Below are 16,067 nucleotides of genomic sequence, written 5' to 3'. Positions count from 1 at the left end.
CGCCTGTATTAACAGTACAAAGCACATCCCCAGCGGGCGTGACAGGACAAGACAGCGTTGAGGCAAGCGGCCTAGGATTGTGGAGCCTGCCTGCACTCTACTAAGGTGCAGGCGCCCTCCATCGAGAAAAGGTTTTAAAGATGTCATCCGTTACCATCCGAAATATCCCCGATGAGGGGCATTGCGCCCTCCGCGCGCGAGCTGCTCAAAGTGGCCATAGCATTCAGGCCGGAATACGTGAAATTCTGGAGTCCGCCATAGAACTACCAGGCCGGGTCAAACTTGGCTCGCTGCTCGCCGACGTTGGCCGCAAGGCCAAGCTGACCGCTGAAGAGTTCGCCACCTTTGAGAGCGTGCGCGACAAATCTCCCGCCCGTGCAGCGAGCTTTGAATGATTCCGCTTGATACGAATTGTGGGCTCGGAGCCTCTGCGTAATTCGCCCGTGGAAAGCGTCATCGAATGGATCGACAAGCAACCCCTAGAGGCGCTCTACCTATCTGCGATTACCGTAGCTGAGCTGCGCGCGGGTGTGACACTGATGGCAATCGGCAATCAGCCTACGACGCATCAATGGCTCAATGTGCTCGGCTCTTAGGGTGCTACTTTGTGAGCAGTAATTGATGAATCCGTCTGGAGTACTCAAGCCATGAACCACAAGCTGAACGCCTACGGCGTATCCATAGTAGAGAGACCTAAAATCAAAGCCACCAAAAAGCTGGACCTGAGTGGCGACCTTGGCAAACAGATTGTTTATTCAGAGACCAAGCTCGTCCTCAGAACCCATAGGAAGACCTTTAAAAGCTGGCTGACATGGAATGAGATTGAGCTTCTTTTCATTTGAATTCCCTGGCTTGATTACCCGCAGCCATAAGAACCAATGACCGAGCTTTTCAAGCTGCTCTATGGTATGCCGCTAGGCTGCAACACCGCCACCACCCCCTCCAAATCCCCCACCTCCCCATAAGGCAACCACGCCGGATTACCCGCTTCCCCTCGGCGGTTCACCCAAATCCCGCGCACGCCCAGCTCATGGCAGGCCTTCATGTCGGTGTACATGCCCATCGCCACATGTACCGTCTCGTCCGGGTTCACGCCCATCGTCTGGTAGGCGTATTCAAAGAAGGCGCGCGACGGTTTGTAGGCGCGTGCCTGTTCGGCGGTGATGACGTAGTCGAACGGCACGCCGATGCTCGCCACGGTGGGTGCGATCAGGTCGTCGTCGGAGTTTGTGAAAATGGCGAGTTTGTAACGCTCACGCAGGCGCCGGAGCGCGTGGGGTACCTCAGGGTGCGGGCCCATCTTCAGAGGGGCGGTCACCAGGGCCTCGATTTGATCGGCGCTAGGGGTCAAACCGCAGTTGTGCAACGCCGTGGTAAAGCCGCTACGCAAGACATCTCGATAGACACGGTGTGGGGTTTGCGCTGTCAGTTGCCGGCTTTCTTCAGAGAAGCGGTCCAGCACGGCGCTTGCAGTCACGCTGTTGGCAGGGTGGGCTGCGAGCAGTTGATCGATCTCTCGCACAAACACCTCGTACCACTGCACCAAGGTGCCATAGCAGTCGAAGGTGATGACCTTGGGCACAGGGTCGAGGGTGAAGGCTAAGGGGGAGAGTTCGGGCATCACTAGGGCCTATGTGTGTGCAAGAGAGGGGAGGCTAGACCCTCGACTGTAGTACGCAGGCTGCTGTTCGCAACCTGAGTGGAGGGGCTTCCTTGACCGCGGCCGCCGTGGGGCGTACAGGTCAGGCCTGGCCAGCCAGTTGGGTGGCGAAGTCTCGATACGTGTGCAGGTCGCGCCCTAGCAACCTCGTCAAGCGCTCTACATCGCCGGTATCGGGCGTCATGCCGTCACTCACATAACGCTCGGCCATAAGGCGCATCTCATAGGCCATCCAGGCTGGCATGAACTGAGCGAGGTTCTGCTCGAAGCCGCTGGGGTCGTCACCGCCGTATACAACGGGGCGTTTCAGCACCTCTGCCCAGATCGCGGCAACCGCCGAACCTGTCAGTGTGTCGGGGCCCACCAGGTTGAGGGTTTCAAGGGGTAGGCTGTCCACGGCTTGATTGCGGCGAATCAATTCGAGGGCGGCTACTTCAGCGATGTCGCGGGTGTCGACCATGGCGATGCCTTTATTGCCAATCGGCATGGGGTAAACACCGTGGTTGAAGAGGGCGTCTTTGATCATCACTTCGTTGTCGATGAAGTAAGCGGGGCGCAGGATGGTGGCGCTGAAACCCATCTGTTCGATCATCCGCTCGGCACCGGACTTGACTGCAAAATGCGGCACATTCACAAAGCGGTCAGCGTGCAGTACCGACAGGTAAACCACCCGCTTCACGCCGGCGTCCAAGGCGATATTCAGCGCCAGCAAAGCCTGGGTGAATTCGTCTGCGGCCACGGCGTTCAGCAAGAAGAATGCGGACACACCGGTAAAGGCGCGGCGGAGCGACTCGATGTCGAGCATTTCGCCCTGCACTACCTCAACCTCAGCCGGAAAATCTGCTTTTGCGGGGTCTCGCACGAGCACGCGCACCTTAGCGTTGCGTTTAAGGAGTTGTTCAACAACGCGGGTGCCTACTCTGCCAGTGGCGCCGGTAACGAGGATAGTCATGGTCGTGCTCCGTTTTGGTTAACAGGGGCCCCACTATCGGTGTTTATCCAGCGGGCCGATAGCCGCTGAAAATTTACAGGCTGTCTCACCTGTGAGACATTTCTCAACGCCTGCTTTTTTTCAGCCCACTTCGATAAGGCACCGTCGCCATTGGTGCCCCAGCCTTAGGTAAACCGCATGGACCTGCTCGCGCTCGTAGATTTCAACCTCGTTGCCCGTCACGGAGGGTTCGGCCGGGCGGCGCGCGCAAGCGGTCGGCCAAAAGCCACGCTGTCTCGCCGGGTTGCAGACTTGGAGCAGAGCCTTGAGCTGCGCCTGTTCGAGCGCAGCGCGCGGGGCTTGAAACTCACAGAGGAAGGGCGGGCACTGTTCGAGCGCACCAGCGCGCTGCTGACCGAACTGGACGAGCGCGTGGCCTCTGTTGCCTCCGGTGGAGAGCAGCCACGGGGCACGCTACGCATCAGCGCTCCGCTGTTTTTCGCCCAGGCGGCAATGGGCAAGCTGGCGGCTGGCTTCATGCTCAAGTACCCACAGGTACGCCTTGAGGTCACCACAGAGGACCGAAGCGTCGACATGGTCGAAGAAGGCTATGACCTGATCATTCGGGTAAATCCCGCCCCCGATGAGCACCTTATCGGCCGCATCCTGCTGCGTGACCGGCTCGTGGTGGTCGGGGCTCCGCTGTTGAGTGCTGTGGCAGGTGAGGCAGTCCCGGCGGTGGTAAGGGTTGCTGGCGACGGCGGGGCGGCCTGGGCGATCACCACGCCAGCAGGTACGTCCCAGTTGGCGGTTGATCCGGTGCTTACCCTGTCTTCGCTGGTCATGGTGCGCGATGCGGTGCGCGCTGGGATAGGGGTGGCCCGCCTGCCGCTGTCGCTGGTCGACCGTGACCTGCGGGACGGCAGTTTGCAGCACTGGGGCGATGTAGCCGGGCCAGACGTCGCCCTCTGGGCGCTCTATCCCTCAAGGCGCCTCTTGAGCGCGCGGGTATCGGCGTTTCTCGACTACTTGAGAGTGGCCTTTCCCAAAGGGACATCGGACGAGCTTTCGGCGCTTATCGCGATCTGATTGGTTTAATAGATGTCTGCACGTTTATACCAGTGCATTACCCCTTGAAGGACACACCCTCATGACAAAAACCGAGCTTGCCGACTTCTACCGTGGCTACATTGACTGCCTCAACCGTCAACGCTGGGAGCACTTGGGGCAGTTCGTCAGCGACAACGTGACCCATAACGCCACCAAGCGTGGGTTGAGTGGCTACCGCGCCATGCTGGAACAGGACTACCTCGACATTCCAGACCTGGCGTTTCGGATTCAGATGCTGGTGTGCGACCCGCCCTGTGTGGCCAGCCGGCTTCACTTCGTGGTAACCCCAACGGGGCGCTTCATGGGCCTGCCCATCAACGGTAAAACCGTGACGTTCTGCGAGAACGTGTTCTACGAAGTCGTCGACGGGAAAATTGCCCACGTGTGGTCAGTCATCGACAAGGCGGCCATCGAAGCACAGCTTGGGTAGGGCGCCCAGCCCACCCGCGCTAGGCTTGGGGTGATGCCTATTGCCGCGTCAAGTCTTTCACCAGTGCCGCACCCACCTCGGCCATCACGGCATTGCGGGCCTCCAGCGTAAGCGAGGTGCCGGTCAAATACGCCGCAGCCACTATGGGGCCTGAGGTCACGCCGGGGCCTTTGGGCCAGATCACCCCGATGATGCCGCGTGAACCGTACTCGGCGGCGCCGGTACGGTCGGCGATGGTCCAGCCGTTGGGGAGGCTGGCGCGGAACAGGTCTGCGCTTACCTTGTTATCGATCAGCCAGGTTTTCAGTTGCTGTTGAGTCACAGGTGACAATACATCGCCCAGCAATAGCGTTTTCAAGGTGGTGGCGGCGGCGTTGGGGGTCGTGGTGTCCCGCGCATCGCCCGGTGCCACGTTGCTCATGTCGGGCTCATAGCGGTCGGAGCGGGTGTGTTTGTCGCCCAGAGTGCGCAGGAATGCGGTCAGGGCCTCTGGCCCACCGGTGGCTTTGAGCACCAGGTTGGTGGCGGTGTTGTCACTCATCGAGGTGGCGGCGTCGCACAGCTCACGCAAGGTCATGCCTGGGGCGCCCGCCCGGTCGTGTGTCACAGGCGAGTAGCTGTCCAGCTCGCTGGCGCTAAAGGGCACGCGGTCGTCCAGGTTTAGCGTGCCGTGGTCGGCCTGGTACAGCAGGTGGGCGCAGGTGAACGCCTTGAACGTGCTGGCCATGGGGAAGCGGTCGTCGCCGCGATAGGCCCAGGTTTGCCCGGTGGCTACGTCGATCACGCTTACTCCCAGGCGCCCTCCAACGCGTTGCTCAATGGCTTTCGCGGTGATACCCAACTGTTCGCCCACGCCTGATTGGCTGATGGCCTGGGCGGGCGCGGCCATGCCGGTAACCGCCAAGGCGGCAAACAGGATGCTGATGAGTGCGTTCATGGTGAGGTCACTGCCTTGCTGTACATGGCGCGGGAGGATAGGCGGGCCGGTGCCTGGCGTTCAACCCAGCAGCCGTCATCGATAACGTCTTTTGAGTGAAGTATTGATGCCGAGCAGGATAACGGCCACGACTACGCAGGTTAGTGTTTGCCGATGTTACAAGCAGCCCAGGCTACAGGCTGAAGGCTACTGCGGCGGTACCGCCTTCAAGGTGGCGGTTTCAAGGTGCCAGCGGCGTTGATCGGTCGTTGCCCCTTCCACGGCATTCATCCAAGTGGGCCGGTGTCATCGTGGGGTGACGGGGGGCTGGCACCCCGGGGCAAACCCTGACAGCGATACGGCCATGGCAAGGCTCAACGCCTTTGAATACGTGTGTTGCATAGGCGCTCCGTGGTGTGAGTAGGGCGCCACCGGTGGTGGGCATGACCGGGGCGCCGCGGGCTATCAGCCTGTCGTAAAGCCCAAGCGCTTGAGGTCATTGGCCAGCGCCGTAACGCTGGTATAGCGCACATGGTGCACCTGGGGTAGCTCTGGCAGGTTCACCAGTACGCAATTACCATCCTGCAGCAGCGGCCTGCTGATCAACCGATTGTCCGGCAGGCGCAGCGTCAGCAGCGGTTGCTCCTGCTCGCCGTGTATGTTGAAGCTACGCCGACGGGGCAGGCCTTGCGCCAAGTCATCTTCGCCGGCCGCCATGTGCAGGGCCTCGCTGCGGTACAGGTAGTTGCTTCTAAGCGTGACGCCGCCCAACCCGCTTTGCTCCACATAACGGCCAGGGTCGGGCACCAGGCCCTGATCGGCGCCCGGTGGCACGTCTTCGAAGCGCACGCTGGTCACGTCTTCAAGGGTGTCCAGCCCCTGCACGCCTCGAAAGGCGCTGGCGTGAGTGTTGCCCACCAACGCGACCCAGCGGCCACCCCCCAGGTTTACCCGGTCAGCCGAAATCACCTGGTGCGCATAATAGTTCATCATCTGCTGGCGCAGGTTGCCGTAAGGGTCTTCCAGCCGGGCCACCCGGTAGCTTGCCAGGCAATCGAGCGGTACCACCCTGATGCCCTGCTCGCTGGCGGCCTCGATCAGCTTCACATAGGTGTAGCGCTTGGCGTGCCATAGGTGGTAGCCGGTATCGAGCCTGCCAAGGTACTGCCTGAGGGCCGGGGTCAAGGTGCGGCTTTGCAGGGTAATGGCCAAATCTACCTGATGAAAATCCGCCAGCAAGTGCTCCATGTACAGGGTGTTTACGCCGGCTTTGCGCAACGCGCCCATCTGGTCGATCAGGAACCGCTTGCTTGCCGCATGCCCGTGCGCCTCACCGCACACCAAGCCATTACGCCTGCCGAATAACGCACGCAGCAGTGTCTTGCTGTTCAGGGTCGGGGGCAGGGGGGCTGCGGGCGGGCGCGGTACAACAGGGCGGGTTTGAAAGAAGGCATGGGCGTCGGCCTCAAGGCGTGTGCGCAACCGGCGGAAGGTCGAAAGTGCCTGGCTGCCTTCAGGGTTGTGGAGGAAGTCATAGTCGTCACCGTTGAGCATGGGGTTGGACGCGTCCGCCGCCGCGTTGGCCAGCGGTTCGCGCTGCGCCGCGGGTAGCTCATAGGGCGAAGCAGGTGCCGGCACGTACGCCGGTGCAACCGTAGCGCGCCGCGTCAGGGTGCCCAATGCCTGCCCGCCGCCCATGAGCCCCGGCCTCGGCACCACTGCCCACTCGCCCTGATCGTTGAGGCACACGGGTACGTTGCGCTGAAAGGCATAGGGCACCATGGGGTCGACGATTACCCAGCCATCCAGTGCCGACGCGTGGCGCACTTGGTAGCTGGCGCCGTCCAGCTGGATATAGAACTGCCCATCGACGGTGTACACCCCACGCAGTGGGCCGTCCGTTCCGGGCTGGTAACCCGCCAGCACTGCATTACTTTCGAAGTGCTCCAGCAGCGTAGTGGTCTCGTCAGGGTAGAGGCGCTCCGGGGTAACCTCGGCGAGGGACAATGCTGGGTTGGGCGCAGAGGTTTCAGGGAGTGGGCTGGCCGGCACCGCTTCATGCCAGGCGCCCCACAGGTATAAGGCATTGAACAGCAGGTCCACGCTCGCTGAAACGGCAGCCACGATGGCCTTGTCGCGGCGTGCCGTAGTAGGGGCGTGCACGGCCAGGTCGATGTTCAGGGCCACGTCCGTCAAGCCTGCGCCCACGCAAGCCAGCACCACGGGCCAGTCCAGTGCCGCCAAGGGGCCAAAGGCGTGATTGAAGGCACCCAGGTACCCCAGCCAGATCTGCTCGCGCAGCGTCGCGTTGCTGGTCAGGCGTAGGTTTGCATCATCCTGCATGCGCGCCGCTACGCGGTTTCGCAGCAGCGTAAAGGCATCTTCGCCAATCGACGGCGCGGGTGGGTCCAATAAGGTGCAGTGCTCACGGCCCCAGCTGGAGTACAGCAAATCCAGAGTGTGGTTGAGCGGTTGCTGGCCATGCTCAGCCAGCGCGGTGCGCAGTGGGAAATGGCTGGCGAAGCGGGCGCGGTTCTCAGCGTGGTCGTTATGCAGCAGCAGCCACCAGTGCAACCCGCGCAAATCGTCGAAGGCCAGCCATGGGTCTGGCTCGCCGGGTGCGTAGAGGTAATGGCCGCCCCCCACGATCAGGTGAAGAAGGTCAGTGGCCTGATGTTGGCCAATGCGTAAAAAGCTCACATGCACAGTGGTAGGAGGGGTATAGGCCGCCTTTAACAGCGTTTTGGTCACCGGGGCCTGTATTGGGCCGGTGAGCGCCGTGAAAATCCGCCCCAGGTCGGTGTCGGTCAGCGTGCCGTGTTGTCGTGCCTGCAATGCATGGCCAATCAGCGTGGCCTTGGCCATGGCGCGGTAATCGTCGCCGTGGGTAGCCCAGAACTGGCGGCTGTCGCGCTCGAAGCGTGCTTTGAAATCAAGTGCCCAGAGGCGCTGCAGTACCTCACTGGGTAACAGGCGCACTTCATTGCGTTCGTCAAAATAGCCTGCCGTGGCTGGCGCGCGATAAAAGCCGGTCTGGGTATCGAGGGCGTCTTGCGCCACGCTGTCTTCGCCGCTGAAGCGAATCATCACCAGCTCTACCAGGGTCAGTGACTGGATCGGCCGCTGATAGTGCGCCCAGCCTGAAAAGGTGCGTGGGCTACTGACGTGGTCGGTGAAGCGGTGCCAGTACAAGGTATCGGGTTCCAACTGGCCCAATTGGTGCTGCGCCAGTATCTGCTGGGCAATGACGCGGGCTTGCTGGCGCATGTCCGGGCAATTCAGTGCAAGGGCCTGTGCCGAGGCGCGCAAGGTGATCTGGGTGGACAAAAGAGAGCGCGTGAATCTGCTCATTACAGAGCCTCCTAACGGTGATCGGGAGGCGTAGCCTGAACAGGCTTTGATGGGCAGGTACGGTATATGTCTAGTGAGGCACGAGGTATAGGGCATCGGCCCCTGTTCGACCCCGAGGGCCCTTCATCAGCGGGCCTTAAATTTTGCAGTTGATCGGTGTATGGTGGCCTGCCCCGGCGGGTCAGGGCCCGCGCACCGTTCGAGAGGTTCCGTTTTCGATGTCTTTCACCCGCCGCCAAATCCTCGCAGGCCTGTCTGGCCTGGCCGTCGTGGGGCTGGGCGCTGGTGGCGCCACGCGTTACTGGCTTGGCCGTAATGAGGCGCCCGGTGGCCATGACTACGAACTGATCGCCGCGCCTCTCAACGTCGAGCTGGTACCAGGCCATCAGACGCCTGCCTGGGCCTTCGGCGGGTCCGCCCCTGGCACCGAGCTGCGTATGCGCCAAGGGGAATGGCTGCGGGTGCGCTTCGTCAACCACCTGCCCGTGCCCACCACCATTCATTGGCACGGCATCCGCCTGCCTCTGCACATGGACGGGGTGCCCTATGTGTCCCAATTGCCCGTCATGCCGGGCGAAACCTTCGAGTATCGGTTTCGCGTACCAGATGCCGGCAGTTACTGGTACCACCCCCATGTGGCCAGCAGTGAGCAGCTCGGGCGTGGCCTGGTGGGGCCGCTCATCGTAGAGGAGCGCGAGCCTACAGGCTTTACGCATGAGCGTACCCTTAGCCTGAAAAACTGGCACGTGGATGACGAAGGGGCCTTTTTGCCGTTCAGCATTCCTCGCGAAGCTGCCCGAAACGGCACCTTGGGTCGGCTGGCCACGATCAACGGCGCGCCCACCCCTACCCTGGATTTGCCCGCCGGGCAGATCGTAAGGCTGCGGTTGCTCAACCTCGACAACACCGCTACCTACCGCCTGAACCTCAAAGGTAAGTACGAGGCGCGCCTGTATGCCTTGGATGGCAACCCTATAGAGCCTCGCCCGCTGGGCAAGTCCTATTGGTTGGGGCCTGGTATGCGCGCGTGCCTGGCCCTGCGTATGCCGGCGGCGGGGGAAGAACTTTCCTTGCGTGACGGCCCGGTGCGCCTGGGCACCTTGCGTGCGGTGGCGGCCGAAGGCGTGGCAGGAGACTGGCCGTCTGCGCTACCGCCTAACCCTATCGCTGAGCCAGACCTGGCCGCTGCCGAAAAGCTGAATTTCAATTTCGAATGGGTGGGCACCACCCCGGCAGCCGATTCCACCGCAGCGCCTAGCCTGTGGCAGATCAACGGTGTGGCGTGGGACATCAATGACAAGGCCTGCGCAGACCGGCCCATCGCCCGCCTTGAGCAGGGCAAGAGCTATATTTTTGAACTGAGAAACCTGACCCAGTACCAGCATCCCGTGCATTTGCATGGCATGAGTTTCAAGGTGCTTGCCTCCAATAAGCGCAAGATCGTGCCGTACTTCACCGACACCTTCCTGCTGGGGCGTAATGAACGCGCCCAGGTGGCGTTGGTGGCGGATAACCCCGGCACCTGGATGTTCCACTGCCATGTGATCGACCACATGGAAACCGGCTTGATGGCCGCCATTGAGGTGGCCTGATGCGCCAGCCGGTGATCGTCGACCGCAGCCGCGACCAAGGCTTCATGCAAATGGCATTGGCCCTGGCAGAGCAGGGCGCGGCCTTGGGCGAGGTCCCGGTAGGCGCGGTGGTAGTTCAGGCGGGCGAGGTGATAGGGCAGGGTTTCAATTGCCCCATCAGTACCCACGACCCCAGCGCGCACGCCGAGATGGTCGCCATCCGGCGTGCTGCCACCCACCTGGCTAACTACCGGCTGCCCGGCAGTACGCTGTACGTGACCCTCGAACCTTGCAGCATGTGCGCCGGGCTTATCGTGCATTCGCGCATTACGCGGGTGGTATTCGGGGCGCTGGAGCCCAAGGCGGGGATCGTACACAGCCAAGGGCAGTTCTTTAGCCAGCCCTTCCTGAACCACCGGGTGCTGGTAGAAGGAGGGCTGATGGCCGAGGCCTGTGGCGCGGTACTCAGCGCGTTCTTCCGCAGCAGGCGTGCGCAGCAGACATGAGCGGTAGCCAAGGCTAGCCCTCGGCCAAGCCGGCGTTAGAGCGGTGCGGGGGCATGCTTGCCCTGAGTAGGCGGTGGGGTTTTGCCCACGCCCGGCACATGAGTGTTGCTCTCGGCCACCTGGCCGCCTTCGGCCTGAGGCTGGGTCACCCACGTGAGAATGTCGTAGTAACGGCGGATGTTGGCCACGAAATGCACCGGTTCACCGCCTCGGGCATAGCCATACTTCGTTTTGCTGTACCACTTCTTCTGGGCCAGGCGCGGCAGCATTTTCTTGACGTCCAGCCACTTGTTCGGGTCTAGCCCCTCGTCAACGGCCAACTTGCGGGCGTCGTCCAGGTGGGCGGTGCCTATGTTATAGGCCGCCAAAGCGAACCAAGTGCGGTCCGGGTCGCGAATGCTGTCGTCGAGTTGATCCTTGATCAGTGCAAAGTACTTCGCCCCGCCATAAATGCTCTGGCGCGCATCCAGGCGATTGGCCACGCCCATGGCCTGGGCGGTGTTCTGGGTGAGCATCATCAGGCCACGCACGCCGGTTTTGGAGGTGACCGATGCTTGCCACATTGATTCCTGATACCCAATGGCAGCCATCAGCCGCCAATCGACGCGCTCCTGGCGGGCAGCGGCCTGGAAATGCTTTTCGAACCGCGGTAGCCGCTCCTGCAAGTGCTGCGCAAAGGTATAGGCGCCTACGTAGCCAAGAACGTCCACGTGACCGTAGTAACGGTCCTTGAGGCGCTGCAAGGTGCCATTACGTCGCACTTTGTCGATAAAGGCGTCGATTTCGTGCAGCAGGCTGTTGTCAGTGCCCGCCCCGACAGCCCAGCGTTGGTCTCGCGTTTCCCCCAGGTCGAACGCTACGCGCACGTTGGGGAAATACACCTGGTTCATGGCCACTTCGTTGGAGTCCACCAGGGTGTAGTCGATTTGCCCTTCGTCCACCATGCGCAGCAGGTCTACCACCTCCACCTGATCGGACTCTTCGTACTCCAGCCCCGGGTTTTGCAGCGTGAGCTGAGCCAGTTGCTCGGCGTGGGTGCTGCCCTTGAGGACCGTGATTTTCTTGCCGATCAGGGCTTTGGGATCGGTAGGGCGAGGCTGGCCGTTGCGGTAAATGATTTGCGGCGTGACCTCCAGGTACGGGTGCGAGAAGCGCGCCGTTTGCTCGCGTGGCGCACTGCTGACCAGGCCCGCCGCAGCCAGGACAGGGCCATTGGGCTGGCCCAGCCGGTTGAAGAGGTCGTCGAGGTTGTCGGCCGTCTGGATTTCAAGCTTTACGCCCAGGTCGTCGGCGAAGCGCTTGACCAGCTCGTACTCGAAACCGGTTTCACCGTTACGGTCCTGGAAGTAGGTGGCAGGGCTGTTGCGGGTGATGACGCGCAGCACGCCGTCTTCCTTGATTCGCTCCAGCGTGCTGGGTTTTTCAACACACCCGCTGAGCATCAAAAGGAAAACGGTTGCAAGGAGCCACCGCGCCTGGCGCATGTGGAGAACGATGGAGGCGAACATGGGGGGAGTATACGCAAAGCATCGACGCCACCATATCTCGACAGTGCAACAGGGTTCTGCTAAAAGCGCGACCGCTTGCCCAGGGGCTGCCATGACGGGTGCCTAAGGCAACGCTTTAGGCTAGAATGCACGCCCCAATCTACACCCCTCCCGAGGCTGTCCCCACGATGTTGATCCTGCGCGGCGCTCCTGCCCTATCTGCCTTCCGCCACGGTAAATTACTGGAGCAACTGAGTCAGAAGGTCCCCGCTGTCACCGGCCTGTATGCCGAGTTCGCTCACTTTGCCGAACTCCAAACCGACCTCGACGACGAACAGCTGCAGGTGCTGGCACGCCTGCTCAAGTATGGGCCAAGCGTCCCGGTGCAGGAGCCGGTGGGGCGCCTGTTCCTGGTCGTGCCACGGCTTGGCACCATCTCGCCCTGGTCGAGCAAGGCCAGTGATATCGCCCACAATTGTGGGCTGGCCACGGTCGAGCGCCTGGAGCGCGGGATTGCCTACTATGTGCAGGGCGAGTTGAGCGCCGAGCAGGCCGCCGAGGTGGCCGCCGTGTTGCACGACCGCATGACCCAGCGCGTGCTGGAGCGCCTTGAGGATGCGTCGGCGATGTTTGGTCACGCCGAGCCGCGGCCGATGACGTCCGTAGATGTACTGGGCGGGGGCCGCGCTGCGCTGGCGGCCGCCAACGTTAGCCTGGGCCTGGCACTGGCCGAGGACGAAATCGATTACCTGGTCACCAGCTTCCAGGGCTTGGGCCGCAACCCCAACGACATCGAGCTGATGATGTTCGCCCAGGCGAACTCCGAGCACTGTCGGCACAAGATCTTCAACGCCAGTTGGGATATCGACGGCCAGGCCCAGGAAAAAAGCCTGTTCGGGATGATCAAGAACACCTACCAGATGCACAGCGAAGGGGTGTTGTCGGCGTATAAAGACAACGCCGCGGTGATCGTCGGTAATGAAGCAGGCCGGTTCTTCCCCGACCCGCACAGCGGTGAGTACGGGGCGGTACGCGAGCCGGTGCATATCCTGATGAAGGTAGAAACCCACAACCACCCTACGGCCATCGCACCCTTCCCTGGGGCGTCCACCGGGTCGGGTGGTGAAATCCGTGACGAAGGCGCCACCGGCCGGGGCGCCAAGCCCAAGGCCGGTCTTACCGGGTTCACGGTGTCCAACCTGAACATCCCAGGGTTCGAACAGCCTTGGGAGCAACCCTACGGCAAGCCCGAGCGTATCGTTACCCCGCTGGACATCATGATCGAGGGCCCGCTGGGCGGCGCTGCGTTCAACAACGAATTCGGCCGCCCCGCGCTCACCGGTTATTTCCGTACCTTCGAACAAGCGGTGAACAGCCCCCGAGGCGAAGAAGTACGCGGCTATCACAAGCCCATCATGCTGGCGGGGGGCATGGGTAATATCCGTGCCGAGCACGTACAAAAAGGCGAAATTCCCGTCGGTGCCAAGCTGATCGTGCTGGGCGGCCCGGCCATGCTGATCGGCCTGGGCGGTGGCGCGGCCTCGTCCATGGCCACCGGCGCCAGCTCGGCAGACCTGGACTTCGCCTCAGTGCAGCGCGAAAACCCTGAAATGGAGCGCCGTTGCCAGGAAGTGATCGACCGCTGTTGGCAGTTGGGTGATGCCAACCCTATCTGCTTCATCCACGATGTGGGCGCGGGTGGGTTGTCCAATGCCTTCCCGGAGCTGGTAAACGACGGCGGCCGTGGCGGGCGGTTCGAGTTGCGCAATGTGCCCAACGATGAGCCCGGCATGGCGCCGCACGAGATCTGGAGCAACGAATCCCAGGAGCGTTACGTCATGGCCGTGGCGGCGGAAGACTTCCCCGCCTTCGAAGCCATCTGCCAGCGCGAGCGTTGCCCCTTCGCCGTCGTCGGCGAGGCCACTACCGAGCCACGCTTGACCGTGACCGACAGCCACTTCGACAACAGCCCGGTGGACATGCCGCTTGAGGTGTTGCTGGGCAAGGCGCCGCGCATGCACCGCGCCGTGGGCCGCGAAGCCGAGCAAGGCGATGACTTCGACCCCGCCACCGTCGCGCTGGGCGAGGCCGTCACCCGTGTGCTGCGCCACCCTGCCGTGGCCAGCAAAAGCTTCCTCATCACCATTGGTGACCGCACCATCACCGGGCTGGTTGCCCGCGACCAGATGGTCGGCCCGTGGCAGGTGCCCGTGGCCGACTGTGCAGTCACCGCTACCAGCTACGATGTGTACACCGGCGAAGCCATGGCGATGGGCGAACGCACCCCGCTGGCCTTGCTCGATGCCCCGGCGTCGGGCCGCATGGCCATCGGCGAAACCCTTACCAACCTGGTGGCCTCGGCCATCGGCCGGTTGTCGGACGTAAAGCTCTCGGCCAACTGGATGGCCGCCGCCGGCCACCCTGGTGAAGACGCCCGCCTGTACGACACCGTCAAGGCGGTTGGGATGGAGCTGTGCCCTGCACTGGGCATTACCATTCCGGTGGGCAAGGATTCCATGTCCATGCAAACCCGCTGGCAGGATAGCGGTGGCGACAAGGCCGTTACCTCGCCCATGTCGCTGATCGTGACCGGCTTCGCGCCGGTGATCGATATCCGTAAAACCCTCACCCCCCAGCTGCGCATGGACAAGGGCGAGACAGACCTCATCCTGATCGACCTGGGCCGCGGTAAGAACCGCATGGGCGCCTCCATCCTGGCGCAGGTTCACGGCAAGCTGGGCCACAGTGCCCCGGATGTGGACGACGCCGAAGACCTCAAGGCGTTCTGGGCAGTGATTCAGGGCCTGAACGCGGACGGCCACTTGCTGGCGTACCACGACCGCTCCGACGGCGGCCTGTTGGTGACTGCCCTGGAAATGGCCTTCGCCGGTCACTGTGGGCTCGACCTGCGCCTGGACACCCTGGCGCAAGAGGAGAGCGAAGTCGCTGCCGTGCTGTTCAACGAAGAGCTGGGCGCGGTGATCCAGGTGCGCCACGACGCCACCCCGGCCATCCTCACCCAATTCAGCGCCGCAGGCCTCGCAGACTGCGTCGTGGTAGTGGGCAAACCCGTCAATAATGGCCACGTGTCCGTTCGCCTGGGCGAACAGGTAGTGTTCGAGGGCGAGCGCCGCCTGTTGCACCGTCAGTGGGCCGAGACCAGCTACCGTATCCAGCGGTTACGGGACAACGCAGCCTGCGCCGACCAGGAATTCGACGCGCTGCTCGAAGAAGACAACCCGGGCTTGCACGCCAAGCTGTCGTTCGACGTGAATGAAAACATCAGCGCGCCTTACATCAAGACGGGCGTTCGGCCCAAAGTCGCCGTGCTGCGCGAGCAAGGCGTCAACGGCCAGGTAGAAATGGCCGCCGCGTTCGACCGGGCCGGGTTCAGTGCACTGGATGTGCACATGAGCGATATCCTTGCCGGCCGCGTAGACCTGGCCGAGTTCAAGGGGCTGGTCGCCTGTGGTGGTTTCTCCTACGGTGACGTGCTGGGGGCCGGTGAAGGCTGGGCCAAGTCGGCGCTGTTCAATAGCCGCGCACGTGAGGCCTTCCAAGGCTTCTTCGAGCGTAGCGACAGCTTCGCGCTAGGGGTGTGCAACGGTTGCCAGATGATGTCCAACCTGCACGAGCTGATCCCTGGCACCGAAAGCTGGCCGCACTTTGTGCGTAACCGCTCCGAGCAGTTCGAAGCGCGTGTTGCCTTGGTACAGGTGCAGGAGTCCAACTCCATCTTCCTGCAAGGCATGGCCGGTTCGCGTATGCCCATCGCCATCGCCCACGGTGAAGGCCATGCGGAGTTCGCCAGCGACGAGGCCTTGGTCGAGGCAGATGTGTCCGGTTGTGTGGCGCTGCGGTTCGTGGACAGTCACGGCAAGGTCACCGAAGCCTACCCGGCCAACCCCAACGGCTCGCCGCGTGGCATCACCGGCCTCACCAGCCGAGACGGCCGCGTGACCATCATGATGCCCCACCCTGAGCGGGTATTCCGTGCGGTGCAAAACTCCTGGTATGGCGAGGAATGGACCGAGGACGGTGGCTGGATGCGCATGTTCCGCAATGCGCGTGTCTGGGTGAACTAAGCCGTAAGCGGGGGTACGCG

13 protein-coding genes are annotated in these 16,067 nt (G+C 62.4%); 8 read left to right on the top strand and 5 right to left on the bottom strand.

Annotation, left to right across the window (positions count from 1 at the left end; genetic code table 11):
* Positions 1 to 140: 140 nt before the first annotated feature.
* Genes AC4LE2_RS15865 through AC4LE2_RS15855 form a run of 3 tightly spaced genes read left to right on the top strand, consistent with a single transcriptional unit; the run spans position 141 to position 842 of the window.
* The gene (locus AC4LE2_RS15865) at positions 141 to 395 is read left to right on the top strand and encodes a FitA-like ribbon-helix-helix domain-containing protein (RefSeq protein ID WP_491826672.1); all 255 of its coding nucleotides are present in this window, start codon (positions 141 to 143) and stop codon (positions 393 to 395) included.
* A 6-nt stretch (positions 396 to 401) separates the two neighbouring features.
* Complete coding sequence (locus tag AC4LE2_RS15860; RefSeq protein WP_491826671.1) at positions 402 to 596, top strand: hypothetical protein; 195 nt, start codon at positions 402 to 404, stop codon at positions 594 to 596.
* Between the two features lie 51 nt (positions 597 to 647).
* Positions 648 to 842 (top strand): acetyltransferase, encoded by a 195-nt coding sequence (locus AC4LE2_RS15855; RefSeq protein WP_491826670.1) that lies wholly within the window; start codon positions 648 to 650, stop codon positions 840 to 842.
* 59 nt (positions 843 to 901) lie between these two features.
* Here the strand turns inward: AC4LE2_RS15855 and AC4LE2_RS15850 are convergent, their stop codons facing one another.
* The gene (locus AC4LE2_RS15850) at positions 902 to 1,621 is read right to left on the bottom strand and encodes a haloacid dehalogenase type II (RefSeq protein WP_491826669.1); all 720 of its coding nucleotides are present in this window, start codon (positions 1,619 to 1,621) and stop codon (positions 902 to 904) included.
* Positions 1,622 to 1,742: 121 nt separating this feature from the next.
* Positions 1,743 to 2,612: an SDR family oxidoreductase gene (locus AC4LE2_RS15845; RefSeq protein ID WP_491826668.1), complete on the bottom strand. Its 870-nt coding sequence runs from the start codon at positions 2,610 to 2,612 to the stop codon at positions 1,743 to 1,745.
* A gap of 177 nt (positions 2,613 to 2,789) precedes the next feature.
* Between AC4LE2_RS15845 and AC4LE2_RS15840 the strand changes: the two genes are divergently transcribed.
* Positions 2,790 to 3,680: a LysR family transcriptional regulator gene (locus AC4LE2_RS15840; protein WP_491826667.1), complete on the top strand. Its 891-nt coding sequence runs from the start codon at positions 2,790 to 2,792 to the stop codon at positions 3,678 to 3,680.
* Positions 3,681 to 3,741: 61 nt separating this feature from the next.
* On the top strand, positions 3,742 to 4,131 hold the full coding sequence (locus tag AC4LE2_RS15835; RefSeq protein WP_491826666.1) for an ester cyclase: 390 nt from the start codon (positions 3,742 to 3,744) through the stop codon (positions 4,129 to 4,131).
* Positions 4,132 to 4,168: 37 nt separating this feature from the next.
* Here AC4LE2_RS15835 and bla read toward each other — a convergent pair whose 3' ends face one another.
* Together bla and AC4LE2_RS15825 are read right to left on the bottom strand one after the other, a co-directional pair.
* Positions 4,169 to 5,068, bottom strand: coding sequence for a class A beta-lactamase (bla, locus tag AC4LE2_RS15830; RefSeq protein WP_491826665.1), 900 nt, complete (start codon positions 5,066 to 5,068; stop codon positions 4,169 to 4,171).
* A 444-nt stretch (positions 5,069 to 5,512) separates the two neighbouring features.
* A complete protein-coding gene (locus AC4LE2_RS15825) occupies positions 5,513 to 8,398 on the bottom strand; it encodes a dermonecrotic toxin domain-containing protein (RefSeq protein WP_491826664.1) in 2,886 nt (961 codons plus the stop codon).
* Positions 8,399 to 8,616: 218 nt separating this feature from the next.
* Here AC4LE2_RS15825 and AC4LE2_RS15820 point away from each other — a divergent pair, with 218 nt between their 5' ends.
* Entirely contained in the window at positions 8,617 to 9,990 is a 1,374-nt protein-coding gene (locus AC4LE2_RS15820) for a multicopper oxidase family protein (protein ID WP_491826663.1), read from the top strand.
* The gene (gene tadA, locus AC4LE2_RS15815; RefSeq protein WP_491826662.1) at positions 9,990 to 10,475 is read left to right on the top strand and encodes a tRNA adenosine(34) deaminase TadA; all 486 of its coding nucleotides are present in this window, start codon (positions 9,990 to 9,992) and stop codon (positions 10,473 to 10,475) included. Before AC4LE2_RS15820 ends, tadA begins: the two co-directional genes overlap by 1 nt.
* Before the next feature lie 35 nt (positions 10,476 to 10,510).
* Here the strand turns inward: tadA and mltF are convergent, their stop codons facing one another.
* Positions 10,511 to 11,983, bottom strand: coding sequence for a membrane-bound lytic murein transglycosylase MltF (gene mltF / locus AC4LE2_RS15810; RefSeq protein ID WP_491826661.1), 1,473 nt, complete (start codon positions 11,981 to 11,983; stop codon positions 10,511 to 10,513).
* A 167-nt stretch (positions 11,984 to 12,150) separates the two neighbouring features.
* On the opposite strand from mltF, the gene purL reads away from it, so the two are divergent.
* The gene (gene purL / locus AC4LE2_RS15805) at positions 12,151 to 16,047 is read left to right on the top strand and encodes a phosphoribosylformylglycinamidine synthase (RefSeq protein ID WP_491826660.1); all 3,897 of its coding nucleotides are present in this window, start codon (positions 12,151 to 12,153) and stop codon (positions 16,045 to 16,047) included.
* The last annotated feature ends 20 nt before the right edge of the window (positions 16,048 to 16,067 follow it).

Source organism: Pseudomonas sp. 9.3L (assembly GCF_058536285.1).
This window is presented reverse-complemented; position numbering and strand designations above follow the sequence as displayed.

Coding starts and splice junctions, on each gene's coding strand:
- AC4LE2_RS15865 (WP_491826672.1), top strand. CDS start 141: ATGTCATCCGTTACCATCCGAAATATCCCCGATGAGGGGCATTGCGCC.
- AC4LE2_RS15855 (WP_491826670.1), top strand. CDS start 648: ATGAACCACAAGCTGAACGCCTACGGCGTATCCATAGTAGAGAGACCT.
- AC4LE2_RS15850 (WP_491826669.1), bottom strand. CDS start 1,621: ATGCCCGAACTCTCCCCCTTAGCCTTCACCCTCGACCCTGTGCCCAAG.
- AC4LE2_RS15845 (WP_491826668.1), bottom strand. CDS start 2,612: ATGACTATCCTCGTTACCGGCGCCACTGGCAGAGTAGGCACCCGCGTT.
- AC4LE2_RS15840 (WP_491826667.1), top strand. CDS start 2,790: ATGGACCTGCTCGCGCTCGTAGATTTCAACCTCGTTGCCCGTCACGGA.
- AC4LE2_RS15835 (WP_491826666.1), top strand. CDS start 3,742: ATGACAAAAACCGAGCTTGCCGACTTCTACCGTGGCTACATTGACTGC.
- bla (WP_491826665.1), bottom strand. CDS start 5,068: ATGAACGCACTCATCAGCATCCTGTTTGCCGCCTTGGCGGTTACCGGC.
- AC4LE2_RS15825 (WP_491826664.1), bottom strand. CDS start 8,398: ATGAGCAGATTCACGCGCTCTCTTTTGTCCACCCAGATCACCTTGCGC.
- AC4LE2_RS15820 (WP_491826663.1), top strand. CDS start 8,617: ATGTCTTTCACCCGCCGCCAAATCCTCGCAGGCCTGTCTGGCCTGGCC.
- tadA (WP_491826662.1), top strand. CDS start 9,990: ATGCGCCAGCCGGTGATCGTCGACCGCAGCCGCGACCAAGGCTTCATG.
- mltF (WP_491826661.1), bottom strand. CDS start 11,983: ATGTTCGCCTCCATCGTTCTCCACATGCGCCAGGCGCGGTGGCTCCTT.
- purL (WP_491826660.1), top strand. CDS start 12,151: ATGTTGATCCTGCGCGGCGCTCCTGCCCTATCTGCCTTCCGCCACGGT.